We start from the raw sequence: 16,203 nt of genomic DNA, 5'->3' as shown, positions 1-16,203 counted from the left end.
CAGTCCTTTTTAACGGCCCATATAGTCCATAAATTTTACCTTCACTGTGATTTAACTCCACTAACCTGGCAACTAACTCTACCGCTCAGTGTAAATATTAATATCGACATTGATATAACTTATACTCTATGAGAGTTTTGTGTCTAGCAGTGGATATTTTATGAGCTGGAGAAAGTTGGGTGTCCATGATAAAGGAATTTTTCATAGGAACTGAGATATCGCCTGCATATTACGGGGAGCTACTTGATTTCATTCACCGTTACTACCTAATCCCCGGAGAATTCACTGACATCCGGAAAGAGGGCCTTAAGATATCATTCCGGGCTTTAAGGAATGATGGGGTGATCTACGGGGAGATTATCGGGGGTGAGGACTTTAAACTGGTCCTGGAGTACCCTCAGAATCTTGAGGAATGGGCCCACTCCATATATGAGGATATATTCACATCCATCCAGGTCTTTGAGGATGCCCTCAGGCAGCACACAGTATACTTTGCATGGGTTGAGGGGGAGGAAATAATCCCTGAAAAACCACCCACAAGGAGGGGAATGGCATCCAGGGGTATATTCGGAAGCAGCATGCTCCTGGTCTATGTCCTGTTCTTCGGGGTGAACATAATCCTCTTCATAATCCTCGGCTTCTATGCTGTTATCGCAATCCTCCTCATGCAGCTTGGAATAATCATGCTATCTGACAGGATATATGCACGGATGGGGGAGTGGGTCATCACAGAGGATAATCCAAACGTACACATAGTCCAGTTCCAGCTCCCAGAGGACGAATTCAGGTTCTTTATAAAAACAATGGGTGAAGATGCGATTGTCAGGATAAAAAGGGAGATATATGACGTTTCACTTGCAAATAAAAGGCCCCCAACATGTGATGACGCCAGGAGAGTCCTGGAAAGGCATGGATTCAGATGCAACCCCCTTTATGAGAGGTCAAGGACTGTGAACCTCTACAGAATAGTAGAAAGAGCTGCATTAGCATTCGGGATACCTGTACCAGAGGTTGTGCTTGCAAATACCATGATAGCAAACGCTGCAGCCACGGGTCCAAGTCCGGGAAGGGGCCTGGTACTTGTAACCACGGGCCTGCTTGTTCAGCTCGATGATGATGAGATCCTTGCAGTCATAGGACATGAGATGGGCCACCTTGTTGGACGGGACCCCATCATACTCTTCAGCATAGTCTCTGCCGAGTTCATACTGAGACTGACGGTACTCCTACCAGTGGTTATCATTTCACCCATCCTTTACATAATCGTTGCAATGGGCATAATATTCTTCGTGGCGAAGTTCTTTGAGGCCCGGGCTGACCTGCTATCTGCAATGACCCTAGGTAAACCTGAAGTACTGGCCAGGGCCCTCAGGAAGATAGGTTACCAGAAACTTGCCCTGGAGAAAAGGGGTTCACAGAGGATAACTGGCTGGACAGCATGGGATCCCCATCCACCCATATATTTCAGGATAAATCGTCTCGAAAACCTCAGGGATTACAGGAACATTAAGAGTCCACTTCTTCAATCTGCAGGGGATGTTATAAGGGGACTGAAGGAGGCCCTCCTCAGCATGTTCTCATGAATCCACAGGTGGTGGGCAGTGCCGGGGTTCATACCCTTGACAGGACACATTCAATGTCCTCAAGTTTTATGCCCTCAGGGCCACGGATTCCATACCTCATACATTTATACTCCAGTGCTTCACGGTTCACGATGGAGTCAAAGGGGTCACTGCACTCCTCAAGGCTGTAGCTGTCCCTTCTGATTAAATCTTCAAGCTCGACTATGGCGTCCCTGATGAGATCATCGGCATCCATTTCAATGAGCCTGTCAAGGAAGTCGTTATCCAGGGATTTATCCTTCCCGAAAAATTTTTCGAAGGATCTCCTCTGCTGCATACCCTTGTAGATTATTATGAGCTTGTCCTGAAGTTCCAGTGCATCCATAATTCTCATGTAATCATCCCTATGATCCATCATCAACTATTTTTAGCAACACACCCATATTTAATATGTGAGTCAGGTTTAGGGTGACATCATGTACAGACTTGAACTGGATAGGACAATGTGCATATCATGCGGAAACTGCATCGACAGCTGCCCAGATCTATTTGAATTCGCGGATGATGGAATGTCATCCATTAAAGGGGTTGAAGTTTCTGATATCCAGGCACTTGAACTTGAGGATCCATCCTGCAGTGAAAAGGCTGCAGGTAACTGCCCGGTAATGTGCATAAAGCTTTACAGGGATGGGGAGGAGGTCATCTAACATCAGTGTCAGGGGAGGACGTATTCATGGATGAGGTCCAACCATCATACTTCAAAATCAGAGAATTCCAGTTTGATTCAGGAGAAAAAATCAGGGATGCCCCAGTTGAGTACAGAACAACAGTTAAACCATCCAGTGAGGATATGGATAATGCTGTCATATACATACATGGCTGGAGCGGGGACTGTTCATCGGTTAGGAGGATAGCCGCCCTCACAGGACCCGGAGGGGCCCTTGAGGACTTCCCCATAATCTCCATAAGCTCACTCGGATCACCCGGCTCAGCATCACCATCCACAACATCCATGGGGAAGGATTTCCCGGAGTACACCATCCTTGACATGGTCAACTTCCAGAGGCAGTTCCTGAATGAAAGATTCGGGATAAGGAGGGTTAAGGGTGTTATAGGCACATCCATGGGCGGCTTTCAGGCCCTCCAGTGGGCGGTGGAGTATCCTGATGAAATGGAGTTCCTCATGCCCCTTGTAACATCATGGCGGGTGCGGGGTATAAACTATGCACTCTTCAGCTACATGAACCACCTCATCGAGGAGGACCCTGAACTGAGGGCCAGCAGAAGGCCGGAGAGGGCCCTTTCCCTGGCATCGATGCTAATGTACCTACACGGACTCTCAAGGGAATACTATCATGGCCTTGATAACGCTGAACTGGAGTCATCAATGATGGATATGGGTTCTGAGGGGTCCCTCATGGACCCCTATGATGTTATCTGGAGAAACAGGGCCGCCATGAAACATGACCTCAGCGGAAAACTTGAGAGGATCAGGGCACGCACCCTCATATTCGGGGTGAACCAGGATCGTTACTTCCCACCTGAACTTGACGTAATCCCAATGGCTCAGCTAATACCTGGAGCAGAGCTTGTTCTCTTTGATTCAGAGTGCGGACACCTTGGGGTGAATGAGATAGGAAAATACAATGAGCTTGTAGCGTCCTTTATCGGCGGTGATTGAGGTGATGATATGGTCAGAAATCAGTTCAGGTTTATTTGGGGAGCTCATTGATACCATTGATAGCTCCATATAAATGATGGGTGGTGTTTTATTTGAAGGTTAAGGTTGAAGATTTTGGCTTCAGTGAAGATAAGGGCCTGAACTATGTACGTTACAGGGTATCCGGCCTTGATGAGGAACTCACCGAGAAGCTGATTGAGAGGCTTGAGGAGGACACTGAAAGGGATGATGGGGACCTCATCATAACGGTGTTCTATGAAAGGGAGTACTTCCCCTTTGGATCCGAGGAGTCAAAGCTTAGAATGGAGGACTTCATTGCAAGGGAGGAGATCGAGATGATGGTCTTCCTTTCCGGTGTCCTTGAGGACTGACAGCATAGATGTTCATGTCCCGTAACTGAACTGAATCATGCCGGCAAAGGTGGAAGATGGTTCTTGTAGCTGTTGATGAACTCAGAAAATCCCCTGAAGGATGGAACATCAGACTTAAGCTGATGGTCCCCGAGGAAATTAGGGAGAGGGCTGTTGATGCCCTTGCAGATAAATTCAGGGACTACTATTTCTCTTCTGGTCCCTATGGAGTGGATGTCCTTGTTTCATTCGGGATAACTGAACCATGGGAGGATGAAACGGTTCATGAGGTTGTTGAAACAGTAGTGGCTGAACTCTCATTGTTTATAGATGAAATGGGAGAATTTGGTGTCTTTGAGGAATACGATTTTGGGGAGTACCTCTATGAGGGGGACCACTGGATTGTTTTCTTGGCACCCAACCAGAGCAACCTTGGCACATGTGTTGTTGCCCTTAAGAGGAATGAGAAATTCCTGGGGAACCTGAGGAAGGATGAATGGGAGGAAATGCTTCTCATAATATCTGAACTTGAGAATGCCGTGAAAAGGGAGTTCGGAGCAACCATGTTCAACTGGGGGGTCCTCCTAAACTCATTCTACCGGGATAACACCCCTCCACCCCATCTGCACTGGCATTTCATACCGAGGTACAGGGGGAAGGTCACAGTCAACGGTGAAACCTTCGATGACCCCTTCTTCGGCTACATGAGGCCCCGTCCACCAAAGAGGATATCCGGGGAAACCCTCCTTGAAATAGGTAGGAAGATCCTCAGATGGATAAAGATATGAGTGCCCTGGTCTAAGGGGGCCTATTTAGGAAATTGAGGGGTCTGATTACAGTCGCTCTATACGCTCCCTGAACTCCTTTCTGTGCCTCTTCTCCTCATCAACAATGTGTCTTAAAACACCGACAACCTCCTCATCATCTATTATCTTAATCTGCCTCTCATACTCTTCAATGCCCTCTGTTTCCTTCTGGATCTGCCTCTCAAGGCCCTCCTTTATATCTTCACCAACATACTCCACCTCACCAAGCTCCATGGATGGCCTACCTCCCCTCTTTGTTATGAGGTCAGCCAGCCACCACATGTGCCTCATCTCATCGGCTGCAATGGCCTCGGTCAGGCGGCTTATATCGCAGTCCTCGATGACAAAGGAATTATAGGTGTACATCATCGTGGCCTCGAGTTCATGCCTGAAATCAATGTTGAGGAGTTCCACTATTTCTTTTCTGTCCACCAGAATCACCAAAGTAATTTATGTTTTTTATTTATTTATCAGTTATCCTATGCGTCTCCATCAGGAAAATCCATGCTGAAGACTCATTTACACCAGAGATCTTCTGAAGTCCCTCTGAGCTCATTTTCTGAAATTAAAAAGTAATTTATAAAAAAAGGGGTGATTAAAGTCTTCGGGCGGATGTTAAGCCTCCAAGAACCAGAAGAATGGATATTATGATCCCTGCAACTGGTGAACCCGTTGTCTCCATCCCAACGACGGTGGTGGTGTTTGTTCTGTTAGCAGGACCTGGATATCCCCGGATAGTTACAGTGGTTTGAACGAGCTGGTAGTCTGAGGCGGTTACTGTGGCAGTACCGGGACCTTCATCAGCCCTTAAAACCGTAATGGCCATACCGTTGGTCCAGGGGACTGTTATGGATTTACTACCCAGGTTCCCCAGGCTGGTTGTGAAGGTCACCCTTGGGCCGCTGAAGAAGAGTGCGGCATCCTTACTGTGATCACCACCAGCCACATCATGGTAGACAGTGGCGGTAAGGGTTGACTTTCCACCCTGGCTTATTATGGATGGAGTGGCGTCGATGTTCAGAACCAGCCAGGGATAATAATTCAGGGTTCCATTGCCAGGGAAGAATTTAGCGGTATCTGGACTGTTGGTGCCATACCAGTTGTAGCAGGCACTGGTGTTACTGTTTTCCAGCTGATGAAAGAGTCTGTCCAGGTCGTCCCTTATGGGCTTCAGGATGGGCTCCAGTTCTGGATGCTTTTTAATGGCATCATCAAGGGGTTTAAGCATTTCATCGATGCTGGGCCCGAAGTTGGAAAATAAAAAGTTCTGGATGTAATATTCGTAACTGGCGATGCGGTTGTAGTTTATGGTTCCGCTGGGTGAGCAGATGACAATACCTATCCCTTCACCGTCCCCTTCTATGTTGTTACCGGTAACCCTCGTGGTGTTAAAGCCAGCAGCCACCAGGGAAACGTCACGGGTTCCATTTACTCCATTTACCATGTTATGGATCATTTCAAGATGTGCAAGGGCAACACCCACAATACCTGCAGCCACACCCGGGGAGGTGATATCTGAAGCAATGTTATTTTTCAGGGTCGCATTATTTAAAAGGCCCAGACCTAACATGGCCACCGATGCGCTGGCTTCGCTGATACCTGAGACAAGGTTACCCTCCAGTTTCAGGTCACCCATGGCAACGATCACCATACCAACTGCCTGTTGCCCCGCCACTATATGGGATATTATATTCCTGGAGATCTCAACGGTACCGTTTCCCACTATGGCAGCTTCGAGTGCATAGACTGAACTGCTGGCAGAACCATGTAGATTAGAGATATCATTAGCGGATATGAGGGCATTGGCGCTGTCACTGACTATTTCAATCCCCATAATGGCACTGAAGGCGGTTAAACCATCGATGATGTTCCCGGTAACCACCAGATTAACCACATTGGCCAGTTCGGGGTTTCCACCTGCACCCTTACTTTTTCCAAGCTGTAATCCGAATATGGCACCATCAGAGGTACTTATATTTGACAGTGTGTTCCCACTGAGATTAAAACTGTCTAAGGTCCCGTTCGTTGAAACAGTAACCCCACAGAGGATTCCATCACCATCCATATTCAATATTCGGTTCCCTGAAACCGTGAAGAAACCCTGGGAAATGTTAGCAAATATGCCATTCTCATGGGGACCAGAAATAACGTTATTTAGGATTGTTGTGTTGCATCCCGAAACAGCAATCCCTGTTTTACCACCATTAATCCGGTTATTTTCAATTTTACAGTTATCTGCACTTATATTAACCCCAACACCATGGGGAGGACTGTTTATTATGAACCCCCTTATGGTGCTTCCGCTGCCATCACCAGTACCCTCGTTTACCAGGGCGAATGCTGTGTTAGCCGGGTTTATTTCCACATGATCGCCGTTATTAGCCTGGATTATGAGTTTTTTGTTCACGGTAACATCCTCATGATAGGTTCCACCGTGCACATTTATGACGTCACCGTCCAGGGTACTGGAATTATCAATTGCTGCCTGGATTGAGGTGTAGATCTGCCCTGAACCCACATCCCACTGGGTTGCCGATGCATTACCTGCACAGAAAAGACAAATAGCAACCAGAAAAAGTCCTCTATAAAATTTAGAACTGGTTTTATTCAAATTCTCCACCTTCTAGGTGTAAATATGTCAATGGATTACATTTAATACTTTGCACTGCATTCTTGTCTCACTTTCTTTGAAGTGCTCTGAAAGGGTCTTCAGTGGGAGTAGATGTGGTTATATATTGTTTTGAAGATATCTCTTACAGGAGGGATGTTCTGTGGCATCTAAGGTTTACTTTGCAGACCTTAGGGCGAGGTCTGCTGATGAGAATAAGGGGAGTAAAATAAGGAAGCTCTTTGAGAGGGTATGTGGGAATATCTTCTCAGAGGATGATGTGGTGGCCGTGAAGGTCCACTTTGGGGAAAGGGGGAATGATTCTTTTATAAGTCCCGTTCTTTTAAGGCACATTGTCGATAGGGTTAAAGACAGATCAGGGAAGGTTTTTTTAACAGATACAAATACACTGTATCATGGTTCGAGGCATGATTCAGTTGATCACCTTGTTACCGCAGTAATGAATGGTTTTGACTATTCCGTTGTCGGGGCTCCACTTATAATCGCGGATGGACTCCATGGGGGGAATGAGAGGCTCGTGGAGGTGAATCAGAAGCATTTTGATACTGTGAAGATAGCTGGTGACATCTATGAATCCTCCGGGATGGTTGTGGTGTCCCATTTTAAGGGTCACGGGATGAGCGGTTTTGGAGGCGCCCTTAAAAACCTTGCGATGGGATGTGCAACGATCCACGGGAAAATGGAACAGCATGAGTGCGCAAAACCCGTAATAATAGGTGACTGTAACCTTTGCGGCGTCTGTGTGGAGGCGTGTCCGGTGGAGGCCATCAACCTCACCGGGGATGGTGCCAGGATAGACTATGATGGGTGCATAGCATGTATGAACTGCATGGACAGCTGCCCAAATGAGGTCTATGATCTTAACTGGGAGGATGATATACCGATCTTCATTGAGAGAATGATGGAATATTCACTTGGAGCCATTAAAGGTAAGGAGGGCAAGGTTGCATACTTCAATTTCCTTACAAACATAACACCTGACTGTGACTGCGTGGCCTGGAGTGATTATCCCATCGTACCGGATATAGGGATACTGGCCTCGAATGATCCCGTTGCAATGGATGCTGCAAGTTACGATCTTGTGAACCAGCAGGCGGGCCTCATGGGATCCATGCTTGAGAAGAATTTTGAGGAGGGAGCCGATAAGTTCAGGGGGGTCTGGGCCAAGGTTGATTCAGGTTACCAGCTGGTTTATGCCGAAGAGATTGGCCTTGGATCACGAAGGTACCATCTTGTGAGGGTATGACTCCATTTTGATAGTTTGATCATATATCAGTACAGAATGTGGCCAGCGGATATGATCTCTATTTTGATACTTCGATCATCCTCTCAACAGCCCTCCTGGCCCTTCTGGCGATTTCATCAGGAACCGTAACAACAAATTCCTCATTTATCAGGGAATTTTTAACCTTCTCTAGTGTGTGGAGTTTCATGTTCTCACATATGGCCTCTTCAAGGAGGGGTATAGTCCTCTTGTCCGATTCAAGGCTGATGCGGGTGCTCATGTCAACCTCTGTACCGATTATGAAACTCTCACCATCTGATTCAAGGACCCTGCGGAGCATTCCCCCGGTGCTCAGAATGTGATCAGCAAGTTCCTGGACCTCCGGGTCACATTCAGGGTGTATGAGGAGCTCGGCTTCGGGATACTTTTCCCTTGCAGCCATAACATCCCCGGCCGTGAACATCTTGTGGACATAGCAGTGTCCCTCCTCGGGTATGGGTATCACGGTTTTGTCTGTGTGCTGCTGGACGTACCATGCAAGGTTCCTGTCGGGTCCGAAGAGAACCAGGTCTTCATCCAGGCTTTCAACGACCCTGACGGCATTGGCTGATGTACAGAGGATATCAGCCTCGGCCTTCGCCTCTGCAAGTGTGTTAACATAGAGGACAACGGCGGCATCAGGGTACCTCTTCCTGGCCATCCTAACGTCCTCGGCACTGAGCATGTGTGCCATGGGACACTCAGCGCCCCTGTCAGGTATCAGGATCTTCTTATCAGGGTTAAGTATGTAGGCTGTCTCGGCCATGAAGTCTACTCCACAGAAGACGACAATATCCTTCCCCTCTATCCTGGATGCCTCAACACAGAGCTCAAGAGAATCCCCTTTAAAATCTGCAATCTCCTGTATCTCTCTCCTCTGATAATTATGGGCGAGTATAATTGCATTTTTCTCCTTCTTCAACCTTAGAATATCTCTTTGCAGCTGATTTAACATAAGCGTCCCTACTGAGAGTTATCATAAGTAAAAATTAAGAATCAATGCATTTATTTAATAGTATTTCATGTTTTATAAAGCTTTCCATGGGGGCTGGGCTCTGGGCGGGTTTTATTGTCGGTGTTGCCCTTTATAAAGTTTTTAATCTGGGCTTCCGGGGAAGGGAATCATTCCTCCCAGATCTTCCTCAGCTCAGGGTGAATGGTCCCTGTTATTCCAAGTTCATCCATGGCAGCACTGTAGGCCCGGTGGATCCTCTTGAATTCTGGCCTTATCATCCCCCTGAATGCATCATATCCCATAACACGACCATAATTTTCTGTTATGGACGCGATTATCCTCTCGAAGTCCTCTTTAATCTTCTCGAGGCTGTGACCCGAGGCTTCAATGTTCTCTCTCAGCCTCCTGAAGTTCAGGGACGCGCTTCCAAGCACATTCACGTCCCGCAGTGTTTCAGGACATTCGCTGTATGGAAGGGACTTTCTGAGCATCCCACCTGCCGGGGCAACTCCCATTATCTTGCTGGCCCCTATTGACATTGCAAGGAGTACGTGCTCGTAGATGGTGAGGGCGACTTCAATCTGTCCCTCCGGGTCATCCGGGACATCAAGGGGTCTCAGTTCAGGTAGTGAGAGTGGAGGTTTGACCTCAGGTATTCCGGGTGATTCCAGGGGTTCACGGTCACCCTCAGGGACCCTGGCGACCATCCCATCTTCATCATCCATGGCCTCAGATTCAGCTGAATCTGCCGGAGCATCAGATAGGAGCGTCTCAGATACATCTGAATCTTCAACCTCGCTGATTTCGGACCTTACTCTAACAGCAGTGTATTCCGGTTGTGCAACTGTAGCCTCATCCCTATCAGGGGCAATGGCCGTCTTCAGGGAAGCCAGTTCACTGGCCATGCCAGGTTCTGAGAGCCTGCTCATGGTCTTCCTTGCAAGAAGGATGATTCTCCCAAGATTGGATCTCCTATCAGCCATTACAAGTAGCTGGTGGCTGTCGTTCAGGAGCACCATCTTCCCGCCAGGGAACTCCATCACAGCAGACCGGTATTCCCCCTGACCTGCCCGGTTTATGAGTTTACCTGAGGCCTCGGCCATCACCTGGGCCATTGACCCCACCTCCCTGCTGAAGGATCCAGCACCGTAGATGATCTGGCCTGACCCATCTATTAGGATAACCCCCTCAACGCCATCAATTTCCAGGATTTCACCAATTATATCTTCAATTATTCTAAAACCCCCGCTTAGATGTTCTCCTTCTTTACAAGTTTGCAGTGTGTTATCCACGCAGCCTTCTTCTGACCTGGGGGATAACATGTTATGAGCATTAGCCTGGCATCCCCGCCCTGGGAAAACCTCACAGGGTTCGTTTTGTAATCCCACCTTATATCATCACCATTGGATGTCACTGTGTAGATGTAGCGGATGGAGGATGATGCATCCTCTATTATCACCTGGTCACCCTTCCTCAGCATTCCAATCCTTCTGAAGGGCCCTGAGTAGGTTGTCCTGTGCCCGAGGATTCCGCACTCCCCGCTGGATCCTGGCATAACGCTTTCGGGATAGTGATACACTGATTCATAGGCGTTGACGGTGTCCTCCCTTATCCAGCAACTGACCCCTATGCGGGGTATGATGAGCTTTCCAATGACCGGGCCCCTGGAACCTGCGCTGCTGCTGGGCGCAGGGTCAAAGAGTTCCCTTGGGGCGTTCTTGTAATTCTCAAGGTGGGCCCTCGATCTTTCAAGGGCCTTGTAGTCCTCCAATCCCTTTATTATTATACCCGAACTTAACATGATGAAAAAAAGGCATATGAGAGATGCGTAGAGTCCTGTTTTTTTCATTCATGACCCTTCTCTGTGTTTCCTCAGGATTTTTTTCACATGAGCAGCAAGCACGGACCTGTATCTTGTCACCCTGTCAGGATCAGGTATCCAGGCAGTTACCTTGGCGCTGATGCCTGTATCAGTGAATTCCAGTATGATCAGTCCGGGTTCAGGGTCCTTCAGTATGCCGGGAACCCTCATGAGGACGTCCTTCACATCGGATTCAAATCTCTCCAGGTCGATGTCATAGTCAAGGTTGACCCTCAGTTCAACCCTCCTCCGGTCCTCAGCGCTGTAATTCACATAGGCTGTTTTTGAGAAGGTGGAGTTTGGAACCGTCACTAACCCTGCCTCTGGAGTTTCTATAGTCGTTGTCCTGAATCCAACTTTCCTGACCCTTCCGCGCTGGCCGGCAACCTCTATGGTGTCACCCACCCTGAAACTCTTATCTGCAAGGATGAACATCCCCGATATGAAGTTGGATATTATGTCCCTTGATGCAAAACCCACTGAAACACCGGCTATTCCCAGGCTGACGGTTATTGCAGTTATATCGATGCCGAGTTCCCGAAGGACTATACTTGCTGCGATGAAATAAACACTGTACTTTATTATGTCATTGATGACCTGTATGAGTGTTAGGTCCAGTTCCCATTTTCTGGCGGATTTCCTCAGGAAGTAGGACGTCCACTTAACAAGGAGGACAGCCGCCATCACGGTTACAGTTATTATTAGAATGCTTTCAACTGTCGGGAGAGGAGTCATCAGCCTTCACCTCCACCGTCATAAGGTCATCAGCAACCTCGGTCATGGGGAATACCTCCCTGGCAGCTTCCAGGATAACCTCAGTGCGCTTGTAGCGCGTGCTGAGGTGTGTGAGTATCAGTCTCTTCACTCCTGCTGATTTTGCAACCTCTGCAGCTTCTCTGGCGGTTGAGTGCCCGCTTTCAGCGGCCTTATCCTCACTACCCGCCTCCAGTGTTGATTCATGTATAAGGAGGTCCGCACCCTCTGCAAGTTTTATAACAGACTCACAGGGGCGAGTGTCCCCCGAGTAACATACCTTCACACCCTTCCTGGGGCTTCCTAGAACCTCATCAGGCATTATAACCCGATCACCGACCCTTACAGGCATGCCTCTGTGTAGCTTCCCAAAGGCTGGGCCTGGTTTGAGTCCCAGTGCAATGGCCTTTTCCCTGAGGAACCTGGGCCTCTTCTTCTCTTCGAAGCAGTATGCGAGGTTGAAGACTGAGTGGGAGGCCGGGGCTGAGGTGACACGGTAATCCTCCTCCTCAATAACGTTACCGCCCCTGACCTCATGGACGTTGATATCGAAGTCGAGGGTGAAGTAGCCCATCTTCATTATGCACTCATGCAACTCATGGATACCGGGGGGGCCATAGATGTCAAGGGCTTCTTCACGCCCCCTGAAGCCCATGGACTGTATCATTCCAGGTATTCCGAGTATGTGGTCCCCGTGGAGGTGTGTTATGAATATCCTTGTAACCTTCATGGGACTGATCCCTGCAAGGGCCATCTGCCTCTGGGTCCCCTCACCGCAGTCAAAGAGGAATACTTCACCGGGTATGCGGAGGGCTATGGAGGTGTGGTTCCTGTTTTTCGATGGAACCGCTGATGATGTGCCAAGGAATGTCACTTCCATCCTATCCCTCTTTCATAAATGCTCTTCTTTTCCAGATCTCCCTGCTGGACATAAGATTTATAATTCTTCCCTTTATATTAATTTAGGGGATCTTTATGATTGATATTATCAGGGAGATGATCAGGGCCGATGTTGGATTTGAGGATATAACAACGGAGGCACTCATTGAAAGGGGAACAGAGGTGGTCGCTGATGTCGTTTCCAGGGAAGATGGAGTTGTTGCGGGTGTTGATGTTGCGGAGATGATGGCCCGGGAGTTCTCCATATCCCTGATCCGGTGGAAGGATGATGGTGATACCATAAAGGCCGGTGAGCGCCTTCTAACCCTTGAGGGGGATGCCATGGATATCCTTATGGTTGAGAGGACCATGCTGAACCTCATGATGAAGATGAGCGGTATAGCGACCCTTACACGGAAAATGCTTCAGAGGGCCAGGGCGGTGAATGGGGGTATAAGGATAGCGGCCACAAGGAAAACGACGCCTGGTCTTCAGTGGTTTGAGAAACAGGCTGTCAGGATTGGTGGAGGAGACACCCACCGATTCCGGCTTGATGACTGTGCAATGATCAAGGATAATCACATAGCCATTGTGGGCAGCATTGAGGATGCGGTTAGGCGTGTGAGGGACCATGTGAGTTTCACAAAGAAGGTTGAGGTGGAGGTTGAGAGTTCGGATGATGCTGTGAGGGCGGCTGAGGCCGGAGCTGACATAATACTCCTTGATAACATGTCACCTGATACAATCAGGAATACCCTGGAGGAACTTGAAGGGCGCGGACTCAGGGGTGATGTTATAGTTGAGGCATCAGGGGGCATTAAACCTGATAATATTGAAGATTACGCATCCACTGGTGTCGAAGTTATATCAATGGGCTTTATAACCTCTTCAGCCTGTCCAGTTGACCTCAGCCTTGAAATAAGGGAACTAAAATGAATTTTGATTCTGGTGATTGAAACCATCAATTTAATTAATCCGAACCCTCCACTTAATAATTATAATTGATGGTTTCTTCAAGGATATGGAATAGATTTATATACCTTGACCCAGATATAGTTCATTGGAGGTTGAAATTATGGAAAATGAAGAGTTTCAGAATAATAATGCTGATATCACTGAAACTGAAGAGGAAACTGAGGAATTACCCTTTGCAAAGGCAGAGGTTGTCAGGCTGATGAAGCAGCACCTTGACAGCGATAAGATGATACGTGAGAGGGTCAAGGTTGAAATGAACAAGTTCCTCGGTGAGATCCTTGAAAGGGTCTGCACCCAGCTGAACCAGTACCCCTATGCAACAGTGGAATATGAAATGCTCAAGGAGTGCATATACCCCTACAAGAACATTGAAAGGATCAACCATGAGAAGGAACGTCTCCTGGCCCACCTTGAGGCAATAAAGGCTGACTGTGATGCCATGGCCATGGACATCCAGCGCACGCTTAAACTCCGGGACATCGATGAGGATTAATCCTCATCATCATTCTCTTCTGATTCAAAGACAAGGAATCCAGTCTTAAGGGATTTTATTTCATCCTCTGAAAGTTTTTCCTTCACAGCCCTGGGATGGCCCACAAAGCTCTGGCCGAAGGGATCCTCGATTATCACTGTAACCTTTCTGGAACCTCCGCGAACTTCCTGTAGCATCTCTAAAATCTTTGAGGTTTTTTCCTTTGATTCTTCTTCTTCAAATAGGTTGAGAGCGGTTTTAAGGGCGTTTTCAAATCTCTCAACAACACCCTCTATGTTGGAGATGTAACCGGCTGACCTGGGGCCTGGCTCGACCTTCAGTCCCAGTTCAGGTATCCTGATGGTTGCTGACTGTGACTTAACCACCCTTGCGTTGAGTGTATCCTCATCTGCCTCGATTATGTACCTGGAGGGTTCCTTCTGTTCGAGGCATATTATATCGGTGCTCCTGTAGCTACATCTCTCACAGATCAGTACTGACTCCATTATCTCTCCAAAGTAGGGAATCCTTTCAACCCTTGTTATTGCAGTCATGCATCGTTCTCCACCGCAGACCGGACAGTCAATTTTCATATCCTGCTGATTCACACTGCCACCCCTTGATGTTTCTGGATTTAATTTCAGTCGCCATTCTCTTCAGTGTAGACCAGTCCACTCTCTTCCAGTTCCCTGAGTATTTCCTGAAGAGTTTCAGGATCTGGAGCACATATTTTATGACTGTGAACATTATTTGAAAGTGTATATAACCTTTCAAGATCTCTTTTCCTTTTGGGACTCTCATTTAATCTTTTAAGAAATCTTTCAGCTTCAGCTGGGTCGTATACGTTCACTTCACGTTTAAGCGGCTGTGAGAATCCAGGTATTGGGTAGGAGACGTCAACGATCCTGCCGCCATGTCTCTTTATGATTATTTCAATGACATCACCCAGCCTTTCAACGGGGTGCTGGAGGGTCACCTCGGCGCAGTTCTCCCTTATGAAGGAGAGCATCCTCCTGATTGTACAGTTTATATCATCATTGTTGATGACAGGGACTCCATGTTCCCTGGCACTCTTAACAAGGTGATCATGTATTATACGGTTCTCCCGGAAGTATTCAAGGTGTTTACCGCCCCTTTTAATCTCCATGGCCCTCTTGACGAAACGTTCCTTGTGAACATTCTCCTCAGCCGAGAGAACAAAAAAATGAATTGAGGCATTTTCACCGAACTTTTTCGTGTTTATGAATCCGGGGAGGAGATGTACGCCCTCTATTACAACGTCATCGGAATCTGCAACAGCCCTTTCTATGACCTTCTCGATGGCGGGAATTACGAAGGAGGCATGCTCCTCAAAACCGGCACATATCAGTGCCTCCATGCCATCTCCCTTGAAACGTTCCTTGTCCCTGAGTGCTGTGTAGGCATCGAAGGAGGACCTGTGAAGTGTTGGAGCATAATCTGGCCCGATTATACCCCTCACTATCTCCCTTATAAAATCCGTTTCTATCAGGTGCTTTATGTTGAGTTCCCTTGCAAGCTCAGATGCCACCGTTGACTTCCCTATACCAGAGGCACTTCCAATAAGTATAACGTAGGGCTTTTTCAATTTACACTCCCCAAAACTAAAATGAAGATTATGTCAGGAGATCCTTAATGCGCTCAGCGCTTCTCCTCATCTCTATACGTATAAGTCCAAGATTTATATCAACATCGGTTATAAGTACAAGTATTCCCTCCCCAGCATCTATCATGAGAGTTTTCCCTCTGGTACCCTCAATCATGACCTGTTCAAGGGGCTCGTGCTTTATCTCCTCAGCTGACCTCTCGGCGGTACCGAACACTGCTGAAGCCATTGCAGCAACCAGTTCCCCATCGATATCAGATGGCACCTCGCTCTCAATTACCAGACCATCCTTACCGACAACAAGGGAACCGTTTACCCCATTGATCCTACCTAAATCTTTAAGTATTCTTGCTATCATACTATGCCTCCATAAACAGAGTATTCCACCTAAA

19 protein-coding genes are annotated in these 16,203 nt (G+C 47.7%); 8 read left to right on the top strand and 11 right to left on the bottom strand.

Annotated features, from left to right (window positions below):
• Positions 1 to 185: 185 nt before the first annotated feature.
• Positions 186 to 1,583 (top strand): M48 family metallopeptidase, encoded by a 1,398-nt coding sequence (locus DNK57_RS07705; RefSeq protein WP_192962393.1) that lies wholly within the window; start codon positions 186 to 188, stop codon positions 1,581 to 1,583.
• Positions 1,584 to 1,611: 28 nt separating this feature from the next.
• On the opposite strand, the gene DNK57_RS07700 is transcribed toward DNK57_RS07705, so the two are convergent.
• Positions 1,612 to 1,956, bottom strand: coding sequence for a hypothetical protein (locus DNK57_RS07700; RefSeq protein WP_226891200.1), 345 nt, complete (start codon positions 1,954 to 1,956; stop codon positions 1,612 to 1,614).
• Between the two features lie 82 nt (positions 1,957 to 2,038).
• On the opposite strand from DNK57_RS07700, the gene DNK57_RS07695 reads away from it, so the two are divergent.
• The 4 genes from DNK57_RS07695 (at position 2,039) to DNK57_RS09190 (ending at position 4,381) form a co-directional block, all read left to right on the top strand.
• Positions 2,039 to 2,269, top strand: coding sequence for a ferredoxin (locus tag DNK57_RS07695; RefSeq protein WP_192962391.1), 231 nt, complete (start codon positions 2,039 to 2,041; stop codon positions 2,267 to 2,269).
• 5 nt (positions 2,270 to 2,274) lie between these two features.
• Positions 2,275 to 3,243 carry an alpha/beta fold hydrolase gene (locus DNK57_RS07690; protein ID WP_320056893.1) on the top strand — a complete coding sequence of 323 codons (969 nt, stop codon included), beginning with the start codon at positions 2,275 to 2,277 and terminating at the stop codon, positions 3,241 to 3,243.
• 83 nt (positions 3,244 to 3,326) lie between these two features.
• Positions 3,327 to 3,614, top strand: coding sequence for a DUF5750 family protein (locus DNK57_RS07685; RefSeq protein ID WP_320056892.1), 288 nt, complete (start codon positions 3,327 to 3,329; stop codon positions 3,612 to 3,614).
• Positions 3,615 to 3,670: 56 nt separating this feature from the next.
• Complete coding sequence (locus tag DNK57_RS09190) at positions 3,671 to 4,381, top strand: HIT family protein (protein ID WP_226891197.1); 711 nt, start codon at positions 3,671 to 3,673, stop codon at positions 4,379 to 4,381.
• Positions 4,382 to 4,426: 45 nt separating this feature from the next.
• Here DNK57_RS09190 and DNK57_RS07675 read toward each other — a convergent pair whose 3' ends face one another.
• Together DNK57_RS07675 and DNK57_RS07670 are read right to left on the bottom strand one after the other, a co-directional pair.
• A complete protein-coding gene (locus tag DNK57_RS07675) occupies positions 4,427 to 4,840 on the bottom strand; it encodes a ferritin-like domain-containing protein (protein WP_394354495.1) in 414 nt (137 codons plus the stop codon).
• Between the two features lie 154 nt (positions 4,841 to 4,994).
• On the bottom strand, positions 4,995 to 6,917 hold the full coding sequence (locus DNK57_RS07670) for a right-handed parallel beta-helix repeat-containing protein (protein ID WP_320056891.1): 1,923 nt from the start codon (positions 6,915 to 6,917) through the stop codon (positions 4,995 to 4,997).
• 253 nt (positions 6,918 to 7,170) lie between these two features.
• Between DNK57_RS07670 and DNK57_RS07665 the strand changes: the two genes are divergently transcribed.
• Positions 7,171 to 8,274, top strand: a complete 1,104-nt coding sequence (locus DNK57_RS07665) for a DUF362 domain-containing protein (RefSeq protein ID WP_192962387.1) — start codon at positions 7,171 to 7,173, stop codon at positions 8,272 to 8,274.
• A 58-nt stretch (positions 8,275 to 8,332) separates the two neighbouring features.
• On the opposite strand, the gene nadA is transcribed toward DNK57_RS07665, so the two are convergent.
• The 5 genes from nadA to rnz form a co-directional block, all read right to left on the bottom strand.
• Entirely contained in the window at positions 8,333 to 9,247 is a 915-nt protein-coding gene (gene nadA, locus DNK57_RS07660) for a quinolinate synthase (protein ID WP_192962386.1), read from the bottom strand.
• Positions 9,248 to 9,414: 167 nt separating this feature from the next.
• Positions 9,415 to 10,539 carry a roadblock/LC7 domain-containing protein gene (locus tag DNK57_RS07655; protein ID WP_320056890.1) on the bottom strand — a complete coding sequence of 375 codons (1,125 nt, stop codon included), beginning with the start codon at positions 10,537 to 10,539 and terminating at the stop codon, positions 9,415 to 9,417.
• Positions 10,497 to 11,096, bottom strand: a complete 600-nt coding sequence (locus DNK57_RS07650) for a class E sortase (RefSeq protein WP_192962385.1) — start codon at positions 11,094 to 11,096, stop codon at positions 10,497 to 10,499. Before DNK57_RS07650 ends, DNK57_RS07655 begins: the two co-directional genes overlap by 43 nt.
• A complete protein-coding gene (locus DNK57_RS07645) occupies positions 11,097 to 11,843 on the bottom strand; it encodes a mechanosensitive ion channel family protein (protein ID WP_192962384.1) in 747 nt (248 codons plus the stop codon).
• On the bottom strand, positions 11,821 to 12,741 hold the full coding sequence (gene rnz, locus DNK57_RS07640) for a ribonuclease Z (RefSeq protein WP_192962383.1): 921 nt from the start codon (positions 12,739 to 12,741) through the stop codon (positions 11,821 to 11,823). The genes DNK57_RS07645 and rnz overlap by 23 nt, the downstream gene beginning before the upstream one ends.
• Positions 12,742 to 12,836: 95 nt before the next feature.
• Here rnz and nadC point away from each other — a divergent pair, with 95 nt between their 5' ends.
• Both nadC and DNK57_RS07630 read left to right on the top strand, forming a co-directional pair.
• Positions 12,837 to 13,676: a carboxylating nicotinate-nucleotide diphosphorylase gene (gene nadC / locus DNK57_RS07635; protein WP_192962382.1), complete on the top strand. Its 840-nt coding sequence runs from the start codon at positions 12,837 to 12,839 to the stop codon at positions 13,674 to 13,676.
• Positions 13,677 to 13,815: 139 nt separating this feature from the next.
• The gene (locus DNK57_RS07630; protein WP_192962381.1) at positions 13,816 to 14,208 is read left to right on the top strand and encodes a hypothetical protein; all 393 of its coding nucleotides are present in this window, start codon (positions 13,816 to 13,818) and stop codon (positions 14,206 to 14,208) included.
• Here DNK57_RS07630 and DNK57_RS07625 read toward each other — a convergent pair.
• From DNK57_RS07625 to DNK57_RS07615, 3 genes are read right to left on the bottom strand one after another with little or no spacing between them, the layout of a single operon-like run.
• Complete coding sequence (locus DNK57_RS07625) at positions 14,205 to 14,780, bottom strand: ZPR1 zinc finger domain-containing protein (RefSeq protein ID WP_226891195.1); 576 nt, start codon at positions 14,778 to 14,780, stop codon at positions 14,205 to 14,207. The genes DNK57_RS07630 and DNK57_RS07625 overlap by 4 nt on opposite strands.
• Positions 14,781 to 14,827: 47 nt before the next feature.
• Positions 14,828 to 15,793 (bottom strand): 3H domain-containing protein, encoded by a 966-nt coding sequence (locus tag DNK57_RS07620; RefSeq protein WP_192962379.1) that lies wholly within the window; start codon positions 15,791 to 15,793, stop codon positions 14,828 to 14,830.
• Between the two features lie 28 nt (positions 15,794 to 15,821).
• Positions 15,822 to 16,169, bottom strand: a complete 348-nt coding sequence (locus DNK57_RS07615) for a roadblock/LC7 domain-containing protein (RefSeq protein WP_192962378.1) — start codon at positions 16,167 to 16,169, stop codon at positions 15,822 to 15,824.
• Between the last annotated feature and the right edge of the window lie 34 nt (positions 16,170 to 16,203).

It is taken from the genome of Methanothermobacter thermautotrophicus, from assembly GCF_014889545.1.
Classification (GTDB): Archaea; Methanobacteriota; Methanobacteria; order Methanobacteriales; family Methanothermobacteraceae; genus Methanothermobacter; species Methanothermobacter thermautotrophicus_A.
This window is presented reverse-complemented; position numbering and strand designations above follow the sequence as displayed.